The organism is Agrobacterium sp. SORGH_AS_0745, assembly GCF_030818995.1.
Taxonomy (GTDB): Bacteria; Pseudomonadota; Alphaproteobacteria; order Rhizobiales; family Rhizobiaceae; genus Agrobacterium; species Agrobacterium tumefaciens.
Genome location: NZ_JAUTBI010000003.1, coordinates 2441581 through 2462038 on the forward strand (window position 1 = coordinate 2441581; position 20458 = coordinate 2462038).

Genomic DNA, 20458 nt, shown 5'->3' on the forward strand with positions numbered 1-20458 from the left:
CTTCGCTCAATCTTCCATGCGCCAAAACGCATTTTTCTTGAAATTACAGTTGCGCTTGCCTTATGACACGGTCCGAGTGCTTAAGCACACGCAAAGTTTCGAATTATTCTAAACTGCGTTCTAGAAAAGATGACACAGTTCGTCAAGTCTTCTCGTCGGAAGAATGCGGTTGGAGAATGAAAAAACACGACCGGAGTACCAATGCCCGAAGTCATTTTTAACGGCCCTGCGGGTCGCCTCGAAGGCCGTTATCAACCCTCCAAGGAAAAGAGCGCGCCGATAGCGATCATCCTTCATCCGCACCCGCAGTTCGGCGGCACGATGAACAACCAGATCGTTTATCAGCTCTTCTATCTTTTCCAGAAGCGCGGTTTCACGACGCTCCGGTTCAACTTCCGCTCCATCGGCCGCAGCCAGGGCGAGTTTGACCATGGCGCCGGCGAGCTTTCCGATGCCGCATCCGCTCTCGACTGGGTGCAGAGCCTGCATCCCGATTCGAAAAGCTGCTGGGTCGCCGGTTATTCCTTCGGCGCCTGGATCGGCATGCAGCTTCTGATGCGTCGCCCTGAAATCGAAGGTTTCATGTCGATTGCGCCGCAGCCCAACACCTACGACTTCTCTTTCCTCGCCCCCTGCCCGTCTTCCGGCCTCATCATCAATGGCGACGCCGACAAGGTCGCGCCTGAGAAGGACGTCAACGGTCTGGTCGAAAAGCTGAAGACCCAGAAGGGCATCCTCATCACCCACCGCACCCTTCCCGGCGCCAACCACTTCTTCAACGGCAAGGTTGATGAGCTGATGAGCGAATGCGAGGACTACCTCGACCGCCGCCTGAATGGCGAACTGGTTCCGGAACCGGCAGCGAAGCGCATTCGGTGACAAGCCGCCCGGTGTCGCGACAGGTTTTGATCTGGCTGCAATGATCGACAACGGGCTTGGCTGCACCCCTCTGCCCTGCCGGGCATCTCCCCCACAGGTGGGGAGATCGAATCGTGGTGACCTCCCGACGCTCTTTAACGTAGCGACTCAGGCGGAGATCAGGCGTCTGGCCAATCTCCTCCTTGTGGGGGAGATGACCGCCAGGCCAGAGGGGGGGGCAAGCCCGCCGTCGTCTATTACGCCCTGACCAAAACCCCACCCGTAACCGGCTCATTCACACCGGTCGTCCCCGGATAGGTTAGCGGCAGCCCCTTCAGCGATCGCACCGCCAGATAGGCCCAGGCCTCAGCCTCCATCGCCCCGCCGTCGAACCCCGCCTCTTCCGCCGCGATTACCCGCGCACCCTGCTTGGCAGCAAGGCTCGCAAACTCTTCCATGATAACAGGATTGAGCCGCCCGCCGCCGCAGATCACATAGGTCTTAGCCGCTTCCGGCAAATAGCTCGCCGATTTGAGGATCGCGGCACCCGTCAGATGCGACAGCGTGCGTGCGCCGTCCGCCAGCGAAACCTCGCCCTTTTGCGGCGGCACGAAATCGCTGCGGTCAAGCGAGCGGCGGATATTGGCCGAGAAGAACGGGCTTTCCATGTAGCGCGTCACTAGCGAGGCAACGACGCTGCCGCCCGCCGCCGTCCTGCCGCCCTTGTCGAAGGCTTTGCCCGTATGCGCCTCGATCCACTGGTCGATCAGCATATTGCCGGGACCGCTGTCGAAAGCCGCAAGCCGCCCTCCCTCGCCGATATAGGTGAGATTGGATATGCCGCCGATATTGACGAAGACGGCGGGCGTTTCGAAGCCATCAGGCAGATTGGCGGAGAGCGCCATGTGGTACGCAGGAATGAGCGGTGCGCCCTGCCCGCCATGCACCATGTCGTTGGCACGCATGTCGTAAACCACATCGATACCGGTTTCCTCGGCCAGAAGTGCGCCGTCGCCGATCTGCACGGTCAACGCCTCATCCGGTCGATGCAGCACCGTCTGGCCATGAAAACCGATCACGTCTATATCGCTGGCTTCAAGCCGGTGGCGGTGGAGGAAGGATTTGACCGCCGCCGCATGGGCAAGCGTCAGCTTGCGTTCCGCATCCGCGAGGTCACCCGGACGCTCGCGCCGTTCGCGAATGGCTTTGGCCGTAACCAGCGCCTTCTGCCACGTGGCGCGCAGGCCCGGATCATAGGGGAAATAACCGCTCGGCCCATGCCGGACCACGTTTTCGCCATCCGTGCGCAACAGGGCGATATCGATGCCGTCCATCGATGTCCCGCTCATCAGCCCGATTGCAGTTTTGACCTCGCCCACGCGCTGCTCCCTTTCAATATCGAATCATGCGGAGATGAATCGCCGTTATTCATGGCCGAAACGGGTGCACTTTTCAAAAAACAATGGTAAAGCCCCCCGCGTTCATTGACAGACAATGACGGCAAAGGTCCAACCAGAAAGAAAAAGGTTATGTCCAGGTTCAAGTCCGATTTCCTCCGCACGCTCGATGAGCGCGGCTTCATTCACCAGATCTCCGACGAGTCGGGTCTCGACGAACTGTTCGCCAAGGAAACCGTGACCGCCTATATCGGCTATGACCCGACGGCCTCCAGCCTGCATGTCGGCCACCTCACCCAGATCATGATGCTGCACTGGATGCAGAAGACCGGTCACCAGCCGATTTCGCTGATGGGCGGCGGCACCGGCATGGTTGGCGATCCCTCCTTCAAGGAGGAGGCCCGCAAGCTGATGACGATCGACATGATCGAGGACAACATCACCTCGCTCAAGCACGTCTTCGCCAACTACCTCGATTACGATCGCGCGGAAAATCCGGCGCTGATGATCAACAATGCCGACTGGCTGCGTGGGCTCAACTACCTCGAATTCCTGCGCGACGTCGGCCGCCACTTTTCGGTCAACCGCATGCTTTCCTTCGACAGCGTGAAGACGCGCCTCGACCGCGAGCAGTCGCTGTCCTTCCTCGAATTCAATTACATGATCCTCCAGGCCTACGATTTCGTGGAGCTGAACCAGCGTACCGGCTGCCGCCTGCAGATGGGCGGCTCTGACCAGTGGGGCAACATCATCAACGGCATCGATCTCGGTCACCGCATGGGGACACCGCAGCTCTATGCGCTGACCTCCCCGCTTTTGACCACCTCTTCGGGTGCGAAGATGGGCAAGTCCGCGTCCGGTGCCGTCTGGCTCAACAAGGACCTGCTGCCGGTCTATGATTTCTGGCAATACTGGCGCAATACGGAAGACGCGGACGTGGTTCGCTTCGCAAAGCTCTTCACCACGCTGCCGATGGATGAGATCGCACGCATCGCCGCCCTTGGCGGATCTGAGATCAACGAGGCGAAGAAAATCCTTGCAACGGAAGTGACGGCCATTCTGCATGGCCGTGCCGCTGCCGAAGAAGCTGCCGAAACGGCGCGCAAGACTTTCGAGGAAGGCGCGCTTGCTGAAAACCTGCCCTCCATCGAGGTTCCGGCATCCGAACTCGATGCCGGCGTCGGCGTCCTGTCGCTCATCGTCCGCGCTGGCCTTGCCGGCTCGAATGGCGAAGCCCGCCGTCACGTTCAGGGCGGCGCGGTAAAGATCAACGACAAGGGCGTATCCGACGATCGCCAGATGATCGGTTCCGCCGAGATCACCGGCGATGGCATCATCAAGCTTTCGGTTGGCAAGAAGAAGCACGTTCTCGTTCGCCCGGCGTAACACCCGCGCAAATCATCAGATGAAGGGCCGCGGAAGCGGCCCTTTTTATTGAAACTCGAAAATCTGCCTGAAGACGCCCGGCGCTATCAGCGACAGCGGGTTGATTGTCAGCTTCGGCTGGTCCGTCTGGCCGGAAAGCTTGAAGGTGATGCCGAGCAACCCGCGGTCGCGGCCGTTGCCGAGGAAAATGCCGATAAAGGGCAGCTCGCCGAACAGCCGGTTCAGGCCATAGGCGGGCATGAAGGTGCCGGTCATGTCCATACGGCCGTTCTGGTCTTTCAGCAGGCCCTGGAAGGTCGCCCCGATCTGTTCGCCGCGCACCACGCCGTTTTCCACCGCAACCGAGCCGTTGACGTAAACGAGCCGGGCAAAACCGCGCTGGAATTTCTCCGAGCTGACATCGATATTGCGGCGGACCGCCGTGTTAAGGCTCCGGCCGTCATCGCCCGTCGGCGTGGCGACGATATCCTGAAGCTTCGCTTCGTTGACGACGGCGAAATTGCGCAGATCGAGCGAGCCGCTCCAGTCGCTGCCGTTGACGGTCGAGAGTGCGAGATTGAGAAGACCACCGCGAATGCGGGTGTAGATATTGGTGAAACGGGCAAGAGAACCGGCGTCGCTGCTGGTAAGCGTCACGGTTCCCGTCGCGCCGCGATTGGTCGTCTGCGCCACAACCGCCTGGCCCCTGCCGGTGACGCCGCGAAAATCAACCGAACGGACCTTGCCGTCACGCACACTGACATCGGCACTGACATTGGAAAGGATCTCGTCATTGAAGCCGTAGACCTTGTCGAGTTGCGCCTTGATGGCAAGGGACGGCTGCGAACGCGATGTGCCGTCACCTGCCCCTGAGGAACTGCGAAGCTTTGAGAGGAAAGGCCGGAGATCGGCAGATTTTCCCGAAGCGTTGATGGTGTATCCGTTTTTGGAGGCAGTGACGGCGACGGCGTAATTGTCGGAAGGTGACAATTGCACGCGGCTGAGATCGGCCGAAATCAGCCCGTTCTTGGTGAAGGTGACATCTCCGGCAGCGCCGAAGCCGTCCCCGGTTAGGGAGAAATCACTGATCGTCGTGCGGCCATCGCTGCTTTCCAGGGTAAAGGTCGCTTTTGCCGGAATACCGACGCCCTTGCTCCATCCAAGCCCCGGCAGAATGATAGACGCCTTCGCCAGATCGAGCTGTATCTCCTGACTTTTCGTATCCGCGCCATCGATTTCCACAACGGTCGTGCCGCCAAGAACCGTGGAAAGCTCCGGTGCAAGCTTGGCGACCTGCGTCTCGTTCAGGGTTGCTTTCAGCGACAGCGTTGGAGCAACGTCGCTATTCTTGCGCACCGGCTCCGTCATCTCGATAGACATCGGCACATCGTCCACCCGGCCCTTGCCTTCAAGCTTGAGCTGCCGGTCGTTGATGGACATGAAACCGTCAAGCGCGGTCACCTTGCGGCCGGCAAACGGTTTTGTCAGCGACAGGTTCTTCAGATCGAGATCGGCCGTCCACACCGGCGGCGGTGGATTTTGGCTGGAAAGCATGCCGACGGTCAGCTTTGCATTCGCCGTCACGTCGCCGGTGAAGTCATCCGGCTTGAACTGCGTATCCTTGAGCGCATTGATAGGCTTCAGCGTCGCAAGCTCCGCCACGGCATCGGCCGAGCCCGAAACGTTCAACTCGAGATTTCCAAGCAGGGGCTTTGCATAGACGTCGGACATGGAGAACCGGCTGTCCTCCAGCGCAAGCGACCGATTGGAGGCGAAATAGGATGTCGCGTTCTTGAGATCGACATTCATCCGGCTGCCGACGAGATTGAAATGCGCATCAACGTCGCGCAGCGGCGGAATGTCGCCGGTGGTATTGAGACGCGTGCCGTCGATATCGAAGCGGATCTGCATTTCGCTCTCGCCCAGCACCAGCGGGCAACCGGGACCGCACATCCGTCCCTGAGGAATGAAGATCGCAATCGAGCCGTTCGTGACCGTGCCGCCATAAAGATTGGAGACCACCCACTCGCGCGGCTTGTGCGCCATCCAGAACGGCCAGAGCTGCTTGACCGCCGTGGCCTCCATCTTGGGAATCTGCCCGGCAAAACTGATTTCAGGCGAGCCCTGGCCGAAGCGGATTTTCAGCGAGCCTGCCATGTCTCCAAGAGGGCCGGTAACGTATAGCGAGGGAACCTCGAGCTGCCTGGTCGCGACATTGAATTGCCCATCCGCCTTCAAGCTGAAAGGAACGGGGTCTTCGCCAGAGGCTTCGGCCGAGGCAACCGCATTGTCGATCCGCAGCGAAAGACCGAAGCCCACTTGGGTATCCGTGATTTCCCCAGTGACCGGAATAGCCGTTCGCCCAAGGTCGATCCGCGAATTCCCAATGACAAGACTGTTTTTCTGAAAATCGTAGCGCGCGTTGACGGTGCCGGCAGTGAAGGGCTGAGCCTCGCCGCCGATAAGAAGCATTCCATTGCCCATGCCGAGCGAGATTTCCAGCCGCGGCTCATGTCCAGGCATGGAACGCCGGGCGAGGATGCTGACACCGGTCTTGACGTTCAGCCCCTCATGAAGATTGCCTTCAGGATCGAATTTTTCCAGAAAAGGACCGATGTCGAAACCGTCGATGCGCGCGTCGAAACCGTCTATCACACCGCCTGATCCCGATGTCTTTAGCGACAGGCTGGCGATTTCGCCGTTAAACAGCGTTTCACCCTCAAGCGAATATCCGCCCTGCTGGTCAGGGGTCAACGAAAGCTCGCGCACTTCAACGACGCGTGGCTTGCCGGCTTCGCTCGGTGGCAAGTGGATCGAGACGCTGGAAATATCGATTTCCTCGGTTCCGCTGCTTAAAAACGCCTGCGCCAATTTGTCCAGCTGGGAAAACGCCGCCTGCAACTGCTGCGGCACCGCGTCCAGCCGGATGCTGGCGAGGTCGAAACCGTTACCCTTCGGCAAAAGGGCCGTATCGAGTTCCATCCCGTCGGCCTCGAGACTTTGCACGGAGACGCGTCCGGTCAAAAGCGCGAGCGGATCGAGCGCCATGCCGATGGCCCTTGCCCGGCTAAGATGCTGGCCGGATTCCTTCTCGACGATATCCACATCCTCCGCCACCAGCGCAAGCCGCAGCCCGGTCGAGAACCTGATGGCCGAAGAACCGATTCGCGCGCTGTAGTGGGGTCCGAGCGCCCGTTCGAGCGCCTGCTGCGCCTGGCTGGAAAGGGCATTGTCGATCGATCCGGTTTCGACGGAGACAATGATGCCGCCGATGGACAGGAAGGCCAGTACGAAAAGAGCAGCGAAAATCTTGATGAGAGCACGCGCCATGGAGCGCGGCGCCGGGCAATGCACGATGAGAGGATCTTCGGCCTGCGCCGAAGGAAGATCATGCAGCGCAACGATATCGCGCTTGCTGAACTTGACCTTTTCACCCCTTACTTCAGCCATACGCCCGTGTTTGCCCCTGAATAGCTTTTGTTTCGCCTCAACACTGGACGACGCCCGGTTTCGCTATATATCGAATGTGGCGACTTTCACTCAACATCCCGGCGAAAGAAAGATGATTATGACAGAACTGACGATTGGCAGCCCTGCCCCCGATTTTACTTTGCCCCGCAACGGTGAAGGAACGGTGACATTGTCCGGCCTGCGAGGCAAGGCGGTCGTTCTCTATTTCTACCCGAAGGACGACACATCCGGCTGCACCGCCGAAGCGATAGATTTCAGTGCCCTTGGCGCGGAATTCGAGGCCGCCAATACTGTCGTCATCGGCATTTCCCCTGATAGCGTCAAAAGCCACGACAAGTTTGCTGCAAAGCACAAGCTTTCGGTGATGCTGGCCGCCGACGAGGAACGGAAGGCGCTCGAGGCCTACGGCGTGTGGAAGGAAAAAAGCATGTATGGCAAAAAATACATGGGTGTCGAACGCACCACCGTCCTCGTAGCACCTGACGGTACGATCGCGGAAATCTGGAACAAGGTGAAGGTTCCGGGCCACGCACAGGCCGTTCTCGACGCCGTACGGAAGCTCTGAGAGACGCCCCTGTCGTGACGCCCACCTTCAGGATCATCTCGCTGCGCGGCGGCGCCACCGAGGCGATTGCCTGCGCCGATCTCGACAGAAAAACCGCACTGGCGCAGGAAACGGCGACACGATGGTTCGAGCGCCGCCTGTCGCTGCGCTCCCCCCTAGATCCACCCCTGCCCGAACGTCCGGGCAGGCCGGATAAACCGGAACTCGTTCCGCCGACCGCCGTGGAGCGCCGCTCCCTCCACAGCGTCAAGGGTCGCATAGCGCTGCTGCACGCCATCGCCCACATCGAGCTGAACGCCGTTGACCTCGCGCTCGACATCGTCGCCCGTTATGCCAGCGAGCCGGTGCCGCATTCCTTTTTCAACGGCTGGATGCAGGTTGCCTTCGAGGAGGCGAAACATTTCCGGCTGGTGCGGGAAAGGCTGCGAAACCTCGGCGCGGATTACGGCGATCTGCCCGCCCATGACGGGCTCTGGCAGGCGGCGCATTCAACCCGCAACGACCTCACCGCGCGGCTCGCAGTCGTGCCGCTCATCCTCGAGGCGCGCGGACTGGACGTGACGCCCTCCCTGCAGGCGAAGATGCGCGAAACCGGAGACCTTGAAAGCGCCGCCGTTCTCGATGTCATCTACAATGACGAAAAGGGCCATGTCGCCATCGGCGCCAAATGGTTTCGCTTCCTGTGCGCCCGTGAAAAGAAGGATCCGGCCGCAACTTTCAGGCAACTGGTGCGTGCCAATTTCCGCGGACCGTTGAAACCGCCCTTCAACGACCTCGCCCGCGCCGAAGCCGGTTTGACGCCATCCTTTTACCGCTCCCTCACCGCTGTCAGCAACAGCGGCTGACGCCCGCGGCCCGGCGCATGGTGCAAAACTTCGTTAACCTTAACGAAGTATGATTTCCTGTGAGAAATCGGCCAGTCCGGAGAGAGATTTTGACTGATACAGCGGAAAACCGGGTATTCGGCAAAAAGCGGCAGCAGCACGTTCTGGTGCTGGCAAGCGGTGACAAGGTCCGGCACATGACGATCCGGCCTTGGATGACGGCGCTTGCCGGCTGCACGATCGGCCTTTTCTCGCTCGGTTATCTGGGCGCCACCGGCTATCTCATCCTGCGTGACGACCTGATCGGCGCGACCATGGCGCGCCAGACCCGCATGCAGCACGATTACGAAGACCGTATCGCCGCGCTGAGGGCGCAGGTGGACCGCGTTACCTCAAGACAATTGCTCGACCAGCAGGTGGTTGAAAAGAAAGTGGAAAAGCTGCTCCAACAGCAGGCGGCACTCACGTCAAGACACGGACGGATGAGCGAATTGCTGGAGCGCGCGGAAAATTCCGGCATCGCCGCCTCCACGGCCACGGCCCCCATTCAAACCGCGCCCTCCTCGCTCTCGAACGCGATGGCACCGGAAAAACGCGCCGATCTGACAGGTGGCCTCTCCGCCATAGAAAATCTGATGGCGCCCCGCCCGTCGCAGCCGGAAAAGCCAGCCGGAACCGACAAGCGGGCGTCCTATGTGCCCGAAAACGGCGAAACGCCTTCCGACCGCGCCGACCGCGTGTTTTCCAAGGTCACGCTGTCGTTGAAGGATATCGAACGCCAGCAGATATCACGGATCGCCAGACTGACCAGCGACGCCGAGGACAAGGCAAGCGCGATGCAGGATATCATCCGGCAGGCGGGTCTGAAAATCGACGAAAGTGACACGGACGGTGTCGGCGGCCCCTATGCGGATCCGCAGGGGAATGAAACCGATCCCTTCAATATGTCTCTGACCAATCTAGACAATGCGCTCAACCGGCTGGATATCGTGAAGGAAACCGCAACCGCCCTGCCCTTTGGCAATCCGGCTCCCGGCAGGGCGATCACCAGCCGATTCGGAAACCGGCTCGACCCTTTCCTTGGACGGCCTGCCTTACATACCGGCATCGATTTTCGCGCCGAAACAGGCGCCGACGTCAAGGCGACGGGCGCTGGAAAGGTGACGGTTGCGGAAAACTCCGGCGGCTACGGCAATATGGTCGAGATCGATCACGGCCAGGGCGTATCGACGCGATTCGGCCATCTCTCCACCATTCTGGTCAAAGCCGGCGACAAGGTGGAGGCCGGCGACATCGTTGGCCGTGCTGGCAGCACCGGCCGCTCCACCGGTCCGCACGTACATTACGAGGTCCGCCGCAACGACACGCCTGTTGATCCGATGCGGTTTCTGGTCGCCGGGGCCGAGCTTAAAACCTATCTCAAATAGCAGTCCGATTTTAACGCTTTTTTCGCCCTTTTTGCGATAAATCGCCCGAAACCGCGTCCAAGGCTCAAAAGCCTCGCCATCGTCTCGCCGTTTCGCGCGCATTTCCGGTTGTTTCCTTGACTTTCTGGCAATTTGGGCATATCCCCGCGCCAAGTCTTTGCAAGTGTCGCAGCGGCACGCAGGTATTCTTACCGAACCAGAACGGAAAAAGTTCTTCCTTTGACAACATTCTCTGATCTTGGCCTGAGCCAAAAAGTTCTTTCCGCTATTGCAGATGCCGGCTACACGACGCCGACACCCATTCAGGCTGGCGCAATTCCGCCCGCTCTCGAAAAGCGTGATATCTGCGGTATCGCACAGACCGGCACGGGGAAAACCGCATCCTTCGTTCTGCCGATGCTCACACTGCTGGAAAAAGGCCGCGCACGCGCAAGAATGCCGCGCACGCTGATCCTCGAGCCGACCCGCGAACTGGCGGCACAGGTAGCCGAAAACTTCGAGAAATACGGCAAGAATCACAAGCTGAACGTCGCCCTTCTGATTGGTGGCGTTTCTTTTGAAGATCAGGACCGCAAGCTTGAGCGTGGCGCCGATGTTCTCATCTGCACGCCCGGCCGCCTTCTCGACCATTGCGAGCGCGGCAAGCTCCTGATGACCGGCGTTGAAATCCTCGTGATCGATGAAGCCGATCGCATGCTGGATATGGGCTTCATTCCCGATATCGAACGCATCGCCAAGATGATTCCCTTTACCCGGCAAACCCTGTTCTTCTCGGCCACCATGCCGCCGGAAATCCAGAAGCTTGCCGACCGGTTCCTGCAGAACCCGACCCGTATCGAGGTTGCCAAGCCCTCCTCCACGGCAAAGACCGTTACCCAGCGCATCGTCGCTTCGCACAACAAGGACTATGAGAAACGCGCTGTCCTGCGCGATCTCGTCCGTGCCGAAGAAGCCGAACTCAAGAACGCGATCATTTTCTGCAATCGCAAAAAGGACGTTGCCGACCTCTTCCGTTCGCTGGATCGTCACGGCTTTTCCGTTGGCGCGCTGCATGGCGACATGGACCAGCGTTCGCGCACGACCATGCTGCAGAACTTCCGGGACGGTCAGCTGACGCTGCTGGTCGCTTCCGACGTTGCAGCCCGCGGTCTTGATATTCCCGATGTCAGCCACGTCTTCAACTTCGACGTTCCCATTCATGCCGAAGACTATGTCCACCGCATTGGCCGTACCGGTCGTGCTGGCCGTTCGGGCAAGGCCTTCACCCTCGTCACCAAGAGCGATGCGAAATATCTCGACGCGATCGAAAAGCTGATCACCGAGAAGGTCGAATGGCTGAACGGTGACCTGTCCTCCCTCCCCGCGCCCATGGAAAGCTTTGAAAGCAATACCGGCCGCCGGGGCACCAAGGAACGTGGCGGCAGAGGCCGCGACAGAAACCGTCGCGATGCACCTGCATCGCCGGTCGAAAACATCAATCAGGGTGCACAATCCACCACTGTGGATACGGACATCGCGGCTCACGGAGAAGACAAGGTGAAGGCAGAACGCAGACCGGAAAAGACCCCGCGCAATTCCGAGCGCAACAGCCGCAACCTGAACCCGCTGCACGCCAATGACGACAACCGTGACCGTCGCCGCCATTACCGTGACCATGACGATGGCCCGACGCCTGTTGGTTTCGGCGATGACATTCCCGCTTTCATGCTGATCGTGGCCAACGCCAAGGGCTGAGCCCCGACGGCCTGACGCAGGAAACAATACGCATGACGCCGACGATCAAGCCAGGACAAGATTTTCCAGGCGTCGGCGTTGGGCTTGCCATATTGCGTGATGGCCGCCTGCTTTTATGCCGGCGCTTGAAAGCGCCGGAAGCCGGATACTGGAATATTCCGGGCGGCAAAGTCGATCACCTTGAATCATCCCTCGCCGCAGCACGGCGAGAAGCTGAAGAAGAGACCGGGCTGACAATCGGCAAGGTCGAATTTCTCTGTCATAGCGAATATATCAATGTCGCAGACCGGCACCATTGGGTCTCGCTGATCTTCGTCACCCGCGACGCGCAGGGTGAGCCGGTACTGACAGAACCGGACAAGCTTTCCGATATCGGCTGGTTCGACCCCGATAACCTTCCCGAACCCATCTCTGCCTTTGCAAAAGACGCGCTGGCTGCTCTGACGAAATAAAGCCGCATAGCGGACGGAAGCAGCATCAGCGCTGACCGGCGTGGGCTTTTCGCGGCTTTCAACGGCGCCTTGAGCTACACTAAAAACAGGCCTCGCCTGCGACAGACGCGACGCTCCTGCGCGATTTGCTTTCGGAAAACCCAATGCTGGAAGAATATCTTTTCGCGAAGCTTTTCGAATGCAATTTAAAATTGCTTAAATTAGCATCACATAAAAAACCGCCTCGGTTGCCCGAAGCGGTTTATACGTAATAAAAATAATAGAATATAGAATGTAATATAGTTTGGCAGTGCTTAAGTTCGGAACACTTCCGAGGCTTTTTACAGCCAATTTCAGTCGTCCCCTGAAACACCTATATCTAATCTAACCATTTACTTTTCGTCAAGCAGATCTTCTCGCAAATGCGAAAAAAACATGGCAAAGCACAAATAACGCGCAGAGAAATATGTATATTCTCTTTTTAAATCAATAAATTAGATAAGTGGAAATAAAATGTGCATTTTATTGGGGTGCACTATAAAAGGCAAAATCGCAAACCCGCCCTTATAAAACTGTGCTTATACGCACTGCATGTTACAGTTTTATAAAGTAAAAATGCTCTAAACCATGACGAGCAGTACTTCCGCTTTTATGAAATTACAGAGTGAATTGCCGACCTTAAAAAGATGAATCTCGGCAAAAAACAATCGCGCGCGATCACATTGAATATATACAACCATAACGCGTTATTGCAGACTGTTGTTTCAAATTGGATGAGTTGCGATCAAAACGGCCGTGCAGTGAACGATGATGTGCGATTATGATGGGTATCAGCGATTTTTCCTTTGGAAAACCAGTTGTTGCCGATAAACATCAAACCGGGACAACAGGATTTCGCGCACGTCATGCTTTCACTTCGCCTGCTAACGATCATCGCCGGTTTTGCCTTTGCGGGCTCAGCATGCGCGGCGTCGATCGGCATCGTTGCCCCACAGAACGGCCCATACGAACTGCTGGGGCAACAGGTCAGGCAGGGCGCGAAGGCCGCGGCCGCCAAGCTCGGGCTAGATGTCGTCGAAATCCATGAAAGCTGCGAAGACGGCAGCGGCGGCGCGATTGCCGATGGTCTCGTGGCCGCCAAGGTCAGCGCGGCAATCGGTTTTTTGTGCACGGAAACGCTTCAGGGCGTTCTGCCGCCTCTGAAGTCAGCCGCCATTCCAGCAATCACGCTTTCCAGCCGTGCCCCGATCCTGATGGAAGACGCTCTGAAATACAGCTGGCCGCTTTTCCGCCTAGCGCCATCGGACAAAGCCGAATCGGACCGGGCCGCAGAAATCATCCTGCGCGACTGGAAGGGACATTCCATTGGACTCGTGGATGATGGCACGATCTTCAGTCGCGATCTGGTAGATCGCATCCGTTCGGCGCTGGAGGAGAACGGGCTGAAACCGACACTCACCGATACGCTGCGCCCGGCACAGGAGCAACAGGTGGCGCTTGTACGCCGGCTGGGGCGCACCGGCATCACCCATGTCTTCATCGGCGCGGAACGCAACGACGTGGCGATTGTCGCCAGAGACGCCGGCTCCGAAAACATTCCGCTCACCATCATGAGCGGCGACGCCATGAATGCGGCAAACAACCCCGTGCCACTTGCGGCAAATGTGCTAGCGGTCACGCGCCCGGCCTATGACACATTGCCTTCGGCACAGGCCGTCGCCGGCGAATTGCGTGCCGCCAATATCGAGCCGGAAGGTTACGTCCTGCCCTCCTATGCGGCTGCGGAACTGACTGCGGCGCTTGCCGAAGCAGCCCAATCCCAAGGGAAACCCGCACCGGAGATACTGGCGAACGGTACCGTCTTCAAAACCGTGCTAGGCGATATCGCTTTCAACCCTTCGCATGAGCTTGCAGACAATCCCTATCGCCTGCAGCGCTGGAACGGCCAGCGTTTCGAACAGGCGGACAAGGCCGAAAGACAATAGGTGAAGCCGGTATCGCTGGAAATTCAGTAAGCTGCGGCTGAAAACCGGCGGCAACCGCGCGACAAGCCGTTTCAAACCCTGATACTTGATGCTAAAGGCAGCTTACGCAACGCGTCGAGAGGAGTTTGCCCCATGTCCCTGCCCATCCGGATTGCACCGTCCATTCTGGCGTCCAATTTCGCCAAGCTGGGACAGGAAGTCGCCGATGTGACGGAAGCGGGAGCAGACTGGATCCACCTCGATGTCATGGATGGCCATTTCGTGCCAAACATCTCGTTCGGTCCTGACGTCATCAAGGCGCTCCGCCCGCACAGCAATGCCTTTTTCGACTGCCACCTGATGATTGCCCCCGTCGATCCCTACCTCGAAGCCTTTGCCAAGGCCGGCTGCGACGGCATTACCGTCCATGCGGAGGCAGGCCCGCATCTCCATCGCTCACTCCAGACCATCCGCACGCTCGGCAGGAAGGCCGGCGTGACGCTCAACCCCGCCACGCCGCTTTCGGTCATCGAAAACGTGCTTGACGATGTCGATCTCGTACTGATCATGAGCGTCAATCCCGGTTTCGGTGGACAGAAATTCATTCCGGCCATGCTCGACAAGATCCGTGCGGCAAAGGCCATGATCGGCGACCGGCCGATCGAACTTGAAGTGGACGGCGGCGTGACGGCGGAGACTGCCGGCGCCATCGTCGCAGCCGGTGCCAACGCACTCGTGGCCGGTTCGGCCGTCTTCAAGGGCGATGGTGTCGCAGACTATCGCAAGACGGTTTCGTTGTTGCGCTCGGTGTCGGAAGCCGCCCGGTCCTGACCCGCCGCAGCAGCCGGATACACCGGAGACGGGACGGCAGGGCGTTTGGGTGGGGGCTTTGATGAACAGCGACAGGCGGAATTTCCACGACGTCATCCCGGCAGCGCTGTTTTCGCTCCTCGCTCCGCTTGTCTGGGCCGCCATCTCGGCAGCCACCGCTACCCTCGGCCTCTATCTCCGCAACCGGCTGGAAACCGACCATGCCGCCGATATCGCCGTGCTGTTCTTCTTCGGCGGTCTCCTGGGCTGGCCGCTGGCCATGGTTGCCTTGCGCTTCCTGCCCGCATCCACCAGCCTGCCGCTGCGCTTTGCGGCAAGCTGCCTTGCCATCGCTTTTTTCACGATCGCCGTCGCGGCGGCATTTTTCGCGCTCCAGTACCGCATCTTTTATGCGCAATGGCACGCGCCGGCATTTTCCCGCATCTGGTTTTTCCAGCAATTTTTCACCTCGCTTGGCGCGATCTACCAGTTCTGCATTCTCGGCCTCGGCCTCTATTTTCCGTTTGCCGCCATTCCGCTTGCGCTGGCAGGAGCCATCCTTTGCCGCCGTGCGCACAGAACGCCACGCATCCGTTCGGACGTACAACGGACGCTCTAGCATTTTGAATGTACGCATCGAGCCGATGCGCAGGCTTGATAGATTGAGATTCGCGGAACACTTTGCTAAACGGGCAGCAAAATTCCTCCACAAAGAAAGTCATTGCCATGATCCCTCGTTACTCCCGGCCGGAAATGGTCGCCATCTGGTCGCCGGAAACAAAATTCCGCATCTGGTTCGAGATCGAGGCGCATGCCTGTGACGCGCTGGCCGAGCTCGGCGTCATTCCGAAATCGGCCGCACAGACAATCTGGGAAAAAGGCGGCAGCGCGACTTTCGACGTCGCCCGCATCGACGAGATCGAGGCCGTCACCAAACACGACGTCATCGCCTTCCTGACGCACCTTGCGGAATTCGTCGGTCCCGACAGCCGCTTCATCCATCAGGGCATGACCTCGTCCGACGTGCTTGACACAACCCTCAACATCCAGCTCGTCCGCGCCGCCGATCTGCTGCTGGCCGATATGGACCGCGTGCTGGCTGCGCTCAAGACCCGCGCTTTCGAACACAAGAACACGGTACGCATCGGCCGCAGCCACGGCATCCACGCCGAGCCGACCACGATGGGCCTGACCTTCGCCCGCTTCTACGCCGAGATGCATCGCAACCGCGAGCGTCTCGTCAATGCGCGCGCGGAAATCGCCACGGGCGCGATCTCCGGTGCTGTCGGCACCTTCGCCAATATCGATCCGCGCGTCGAGGAACATGTCTGCGCAAAGCTCGGCCTCGTGCCCGAGCCGGTCTCCACGCAGGTCATCCCGCGTGACCGCCACGCCATGTTCTTCGCCATCCTCGGCGTCATCGCCTCGTCGATCGAAAACGTCGCCATCGAAATCCGCCACATGCAGCGCACCGAGGTTCTGGAAGCGGAAGAGTTCTTCTCTCCCGGCCAGAAGGGTTCGTCGGCGATGCCGCACAAGCGTAACCCGGTTCTCACCGAAAACCTCACGGGCCTTGCCCGCCTGGTGCGCATGTCGGTCGTTCCAGCGCTTGAAAACGTGGCGCTCTGGCATGAGCGTGACATCAGCCACTCTTCCGTGGAGCGCGCCATCGGCCCCGACACCACAGTCACCCTCGATTTTGCGCTGAACCGCCTTGCCGGCGTCATCGAAAAGCTGGTGATCTATCCCGACAACATGCTGAAGAACATGAACAAGTTCCGCGGCCTCGTGCACTCGCAGCGCGTTCTTCTGGCGCTGACGCAGGCCGGCGTTTCCCGCGAGGACGCCTACCGTCTGGTGCAGCGCAACGCCATGAGGGTCTGGGAACAGGGTGCGGATTTCCTTGAGGAACTGCTGGGCGACGAGGAAGTGCGCGCCGCCCTTCCCGAAAGCGTCATCCGCGAAAAATTCGACCTCGGTTACCACACCAAGCATGTCGACACGATCTTCGCCCGCGTCTTCGGCAACGCCTGAGGCGAGGCTCCCGAAGTTAATGCCGTCGCGACCTTGATCGCGACGGCATGAAACCACAGATATGGGCCCATGAAAGTTTCAGAAGCAGATATTCTCATCGTACCGGGTTACACCAATTCCGGTCCTGACCACTGGCAGACCCGCTGGGAGCGCAAGCTTTCGACAGCGCGCCGCGTCGAGCAGGCTGAATGGTCAAAACCGGTGAAGGAAGACTGGATCGCGCGGCTGGTGGAAGAGGTTAACGCCTCGACCAAGCCCGTTGTCATCGTCGCTCATTCGCTGGGTGTGCCGACCGTCATCCACGCACTTCCGGAAATCGGCAAGAAGGTTGCAGGCGCGCTTCTGGTGGCGCCGCCGGATGTCGCCAATCCCGATATCAGGCCGAAACATCTGATGACCTTCGGTCCCTATCCGCGCGATCCATTGCCGTTTCCGGCAATCACAATTGCCAGCCGCAACGATCCCTTCGGATCCTACGAACATGCCGACGATATTGCCGCCGCCTGGGGTGCGATGTTGGTGGATGCAGGCATGTCCGGCCATATCAACGCCGAGTCTGGCCATGGCCCCTGGCCCGAGGGTGGCATGGTATTTGCCCAGTTCCTGAGCCGCCTCAAGGTGAACGAGCCCTGACCATCGTGGCCAGCCGCTGAAGCCGGTCGATTTTCGGCCGGGCAACATTCTTCCGCCCGACACAAGAATTGAAGGGAAGATATGCGAGCCGCATTGTAGAATGCACTCTTTTCCTTTATGGGACCGCTCAAAGACAGAAACGCAACGCCACCAGAATCGGCGTGAACCAAGAGACCTGCCATTATGAACCGTCGCCGCCGTATTTACGAAGGCAAGGCCAAGATCCTCTACGAAGGTCCGGAGCCAGGCACGCTTATCCAGTTCTTCAAGGACGATGCGACTGCCTTCAACAAGAAAAAACACGAAGTCATCGACGGCAAAGGTGTGTTGAACAACCGGATTTGTGAATATGTCTTCACGCATCTGAACAAGATCGGCATTCCCACACACTTCATTCGCCGCCTCAACATGCGCGAGCAGTTGATCAAGGAAGTCGAGATGATCCCGCTCGAGATCGTCGTGCGCAATGTCGCCGCCGGCTCGCTGTCGAAGCGACTCGGCATCGATGAAGGCGTGGTTCTGCCGCGCTCCATCATCGAGTTCTACTACAAGTCCGACGAGCTGGAAGACCCGATGGTCTCCGAAGAGCACATCACGGCCTTCGGCTGGGCCAACCCGGCCGAGCTTGACGACATCATGGCACTGGCGATCCGTGTCAACGACTTCCTGTCCGGCCTGTTCTTGGGCGTCGGCATCCAGCTGGTCGACTTCAAGATCGAATGCGGCCGCCTGTTTGAAGGCGACATGATGCGCATCATCCTCGCCGACGAGATTTCGCCCGATAGCTGCCGCCTGTGGGACATCGAGACCCAGAAAAAAATGGACAAGGACCTGTTCCGCCGCGACATGGGCGGCCTCGTGGAAGCCTATTCCGAAGTGGCACGCCGTCTCGGCATCATCAATGAAAACGAACCGATCCGCGGCACCGGCCCTGTCCTGGTAAAGTAATTTCGGCCTCGTGAAATAATATCGGCCTAGCAAGGTAAAATCAGGAGAAGATCAGGTGATCAAGGCACGGGTGACTGTTACGCTGAAGAACGGCGTTCTCGATCCGCAGGGCAAGGCAATCGAAGGCGCGCTCGGCAGCCTCGGTTTCGGTGGCGTCGGCCATGTCCGTCAGGGCAAGGTCTTCGACCTGGAACTGGAAGGTGCAGACAAGGCCAAGGCCGAGACCGACCTGAAGGCGATGTGCGAAAAGCTCCTGGCCAATACGGTTATCGAAAACTACTCTATCGCCATTCTCTAAAGCCGCAGGAGCCGCCGACCATGAAATCCGCTGTCGTCCAACTTCCCGGCCTCAACCGCGATCGCGACATGATCGCGGCACTCACGAAAATCTCCGGCAAGGCGCCCGTCACCATCTGGCAGACGGAGACGACTATCCCGGATGTCGACCTGATCGTCATTCCGGGCGGCTTTTCCTATGGCGACTATCTGCGTTGCGGCGCAATTGCTGCGCGCATGCCGGTCATGCAGGCCATTCGCGAAAAGGCTGAGCAGGGCGTCAAGGTTCTCGGCGTCTGCAACGGCTTCCAGATTTTGGTCGAAGCGGGCATGCTGCCGGGCGCGCTGATGCGCAACGCCTCACTGAAATTCGTCTGCCGCGAAGTGAAACTCGAAGTCGTCAACAACGACACCGAATTCACCCGCGCCTATGACAAGGGCCAGGTTCTGCGCTGCCCCGTCGCCCACCACGATGGCAACTATTTCCTCGATACGGATGAGCTTAAGTCCGTCGAAGACAACGGTCAGGTCGTTTTCCGTTATGCAGATGGCACCAATCCGAACGGTTCGCTGAACGACATTGCCGGCGTCATCAACGCCAAGGGCAACGTTCTCGGCATGATGCCGCACCCGGAAAACCTGATCGAAGCTGCCCATGGCGGCAATGACGGCCGTGGCCTCTTCGCCTCGGCGCTTGGCGTTATCGCAGCCTGACAAGCGGGCGGGCCATGCGCCTGCCCTCTTCCCGATGATGCTCTTTATGGCTCCAGTTTTTGGCCCTTACCTTGGATGACGCGATGAACCGCCTGCTCCGTTCCCACGCCCCGAAGGCCGCTGGATTGCTTCTCGCCGCAGCAGCGCTTGCTGCGTGCCAGCCCAAGCCGCAACCGGCATCATCCTCTGCATCCCGTGCGGCATTACCGACGATGGAGCGAATCGCGCTTGGCGCCAATGCCTGCTGGTTCAAATCGGGCGATCCGGCCTTCAAGGCCTATCGCCTGGCGCCCGAACTCAACTCCTTCTCGGGCCGTCCGCGCATTCTGCTCGTACCGCGCAACAGCCCGGAATCGCGCCCGATGCTGGTTATTCAGGCAGAAGGCAACCCGGCAAAGCTCGACGCTTTCGGCCCCGTTATGAACGAAGCCATCTCCGGCCGCATCGCAACCGACGTCAAACGCTGGGCGAATGGCGGCAAGGGCTGCTGATCGGGCAAAACTGCGCTAAAAGCCGGCCAAATACAAAAAGACCCGCCGACGCCGGTTGGTACTGGCGTGGCGGGCCTGCCGAATGGCTGTTCAGGCACCGGGGAAAGATGGCGCCGCTCTCCGGCAGAAAATCAAAGCGGCCGCGACGGCCATGAAAACAGCTGCGATCTCGCGGCCTCTTTCAAGGCCTCGTCCCGCGTAACGCCGATATCGTCCAGAAGATCGTCGGACAATTCCCGCAAGGCAAGCCGTCCCTGACGTTTGCCATGCCAGTTGGACAATCCCGCAATCAGGCGGCCAATAAGCGTGTGAGCGATCCGGGCCGGAAAGGGCGACGGTGCGACCATGTCGCCGGTATCGCGGAACACGCGTTCCCGTTCGTAGCCGTCAGGATAAAGCGTATCCGCTGTCGAAAGGTATTGATCCATCTTGCGCATATTGCACCTATTGTCTCCGTGCGTTTGATCTCATTGACTGCATCCGATAAATACAATTGACTTGCGGATAGATACAATG

At 59.1% G+C, this 20458-nt stretch carries 19 protein-coding genes; 16 read left to right on the forward strand and 3 right to left on the reverse strand.

Annotation, left to right across the window (positions count from 1 at the left end; translation table 11 throughout):
* Window positions 1-201: 201 nt before the first annotated feature.
* Window positions 202-879 carry an alpha/beta hydrolase gene (locus QE432_RS21690; RefSeq protein ID WP_003507952.1) on the forward strand — a complete coding sequence of 226 codons (678 nt, stop codon included), beginning with the start codon at window positions 202-204 and terminating at the stop codon, window positions 877-879.
* 236 nt (window positions 880-1115) lie between these two features.
* On the opposite strand, the gene QE432_RS21695 is transcribed toward QE432_RS21690, so the two are convergent.
* Window positions 1116-2237, reverse strand: coding sequence for an anhydro-N-acetylmuramic acid kinase (locus QE432_RS21695; protein WP_019567102.1), 1122 nt, complete (start codon window positions 2235-2237; stop codon window positions 1116-1118).
* 150 nt (window positions 2238-2387) lie between these two features.
* Between QE432_RS21695 and tyrS the strand changes: the two genes are divergently transcribed.
* Window positions 2388-3641, forward strand: coding sequence for a tyrosine--tRNA ligase (gene tyrS / locus QE432_RS21700; protein ID WP_003515978.1), 1254 nt, complete (start codon window positions 2388-2390; stop codon window positions 3639-3641).
* Between the two features lie 45 nt (window positions 3642-3686).
* Here tyrS and QE432_RS21705 read toward each other — a convergent pair whose 3' ends face one another.
* Window positions 3687-7070 carry a YhdP family protein gene (locus tag QE432_RS21705; protein WP_306625599.1) on the reverse strand — a complete coding sequence of 1128 codons (3384 nt, stop codon included), beginning with the start codon at window positions 7068-7070 and terminating at the stop codon, window positions 3687-3689.
* 118 nt (window positions 7071-7188) lie between these two features.
* On the opposite strand from QE432_RS21705, the gene QE432_RS21710 reads away from it, so the two are divergent.
* From QE432_RS21710 to QE432_RS21775, 14 genes are all read left to right on the forward strand, one after another.
* On the forward strand, window positions 7189-7656 hold the full coding sequence (locus QE432_RS21710; protein ID WP_141193918.1) for a peroxiredoxin: 468 nt from the start codon (window positions 7189-7191) through the stop codon (window positions 7654-7656).
* 14 nt (window positions 7657-7670) lie between these two features.
* Entirely contained in the window at window positions 7671-8501 is an 831-nt protein-coding gene (locus QE432_RS21715; RefSeq protein ID WP_065660807.1) for a ferritin-like domain-containing protein, read from the forward strand.
* Window positions 8502-8590: 89 nt separating this feature from the next.
* Entirely contained in the window at window positions 8591-9907 is a 1317-nt protein-coding gene (locus QE432_RS21720; protein ID WP_306625601.1) for a M23 family metallopeptidase, read from the forward strand.
* 219 nt (window positions 9908-10126) lie between these two features.
* Window positions 10127-11641, forward strand: coding sequence for a DEAD/DEAH box helicase (locus tag QE432_RS21725; protein ID WP_019567097.1), 1515 nt, complete (start codon window positions 10127-10129; stop codon window positions 11639-11641).
* 32 nt (window positions 11642-11673) lie between these two features.
* Entirely contained in the window at window positions 11674-12093 is a 420-nt protein-coding gene (locus tag QE432_RS21730) for an NUDIX domain-containing protein (RefSeq protein ID WP_111799518.1), read from the forward strand.
* Window positions 12094-12977: 884 nt separating this feature from the next.
* Entirely contained in the window at window positions 12978-14057 is a 1080-nt protein-coding gene (locus QE432_RS21735) for a branched-chain amino acid ABC transporter substrate-binding protein (RefSeq protein WP_050923875.1), read from the forward strand.
* 132 nt (window positions 14058-14189) lie between these two features.
* Window positions 14190-14867: a ribulose-phosphate 3-epimerase gene (gene rpe, locus QE432_RS21740; protein ID WP_003515995.1), complete on the forward strand. Its 678-nt coding sequence runs from the start codon at window positions 14190-14192 to the stop codon at window positions 14865-14867.
* A 61-nt stretch (window positions 14868-14928) separates the two neighbouring features.
* Window positions 14929-15465, forward strand: coding sequence for a hypothetical protein (locus QE432_RS21745; protein WP_306625604.1), 537 nt, complete (start codon window positions 14929-14931; stop codon window positions 15463-15465).
* 107 nt (window positions 15466-15572) lie between these two features.
* Window positions 15573-16880 carry an adenylosuccinate lyase gene (gene purB / locus QE432_RS21750; RefSeq protein WP_025593893.1) on the forward strand — a complete coding sequence of 436 codons (1308 nt, stop codon included), beginning with the start codon at window positions 15573-15575 and terminating at the stop codon, window positions 16878-16880.
* 69 nt (window positions 16881-16949) lie between these two features.
* Window positions 16950-17513 carry an alpha/beta hydrolase gene (locus tag QE432_RS21755; RefSeq protein ID WP_003516000.1) on the forward strand — a complete coding sequence of 188 codons (564 nt, stop codon included), beginning with the start codon at window positions 16950-16952 and terminating at the stop codon, window positions 17511-17513.
* Window positions 17514-17696: 183 nt separating this feature from the next.
* A complete protein-coding gene (purC, locus tag QE432_RS21760; RefSeq protein ID WP_003516002.1) occupies window positions 17697-18461 on the forward strand; it encodes a phosphoribosylaminoimidazolesuccinocarboxamide synthase in 765 nt (254 codons plus the stop codon).
* Window positions 18462-18516: 55 nt separating this feature from the next.
* The gene (gene purS, locus QE432_RS21765) at window positions 18517-18759 is read left to right on the forward strand and encodes a phosphoribosylformylglycinamidine synthase subunit PurS (RefSeq protein ID WP_003495372.1); all 243 of its coding nucleotides are present in this window, start codon (window positions 18517-18519) and stop codon (window positions 18757-18759) included.
* Window positions 18760-18779: 20 nt separating this feature from the next.
* Window positions 18780-19451 carry a phosphoribosylformylglycinamidine synthase subunit PurQ gene (gene purQ / locus QE432_RS21770; RefSeq protein WP_003516005.1) on the forward strand — a complete coding sequence of 224 codons (672 nt, stop codon included), beginning with the start codon at window positions 18780-18782 and terminating at the stop codon, window positions 19449-19451.
* An 83-nt stretch (window positions 19452-19534) separates the two neighbouring features.
* Window positions 19535-19942: a hypothetical protein gene (locus QE432_RS21775; RefSeq protein WP_003516006.1), complete on the forward strand. Its 408-nt coding sequence runs from the start codon at window positions 19535-19537 to the stop codon at window positions 19940-19942.
* A 131-nt stretch (window positions 19943-20073) separates the two neighbouring features.
* On the opposite strand, the gene QE432_RS21780 is transcribed toward QE432_RS21775, so the two are convergent.
* Window positions 20074-20379: a DUF1127 domain-containing protein gene (locus tag QE432_RS21780; RefSeq protein WP_003516008.1), complete on the reverse strand. Its 306-nt coding sequence runs from the start codon at window positions 20377-20379 to the stop codon at window positions 20074-20076.
* Window positions 20380-20458: the final 79 nt, after the last annotated feature.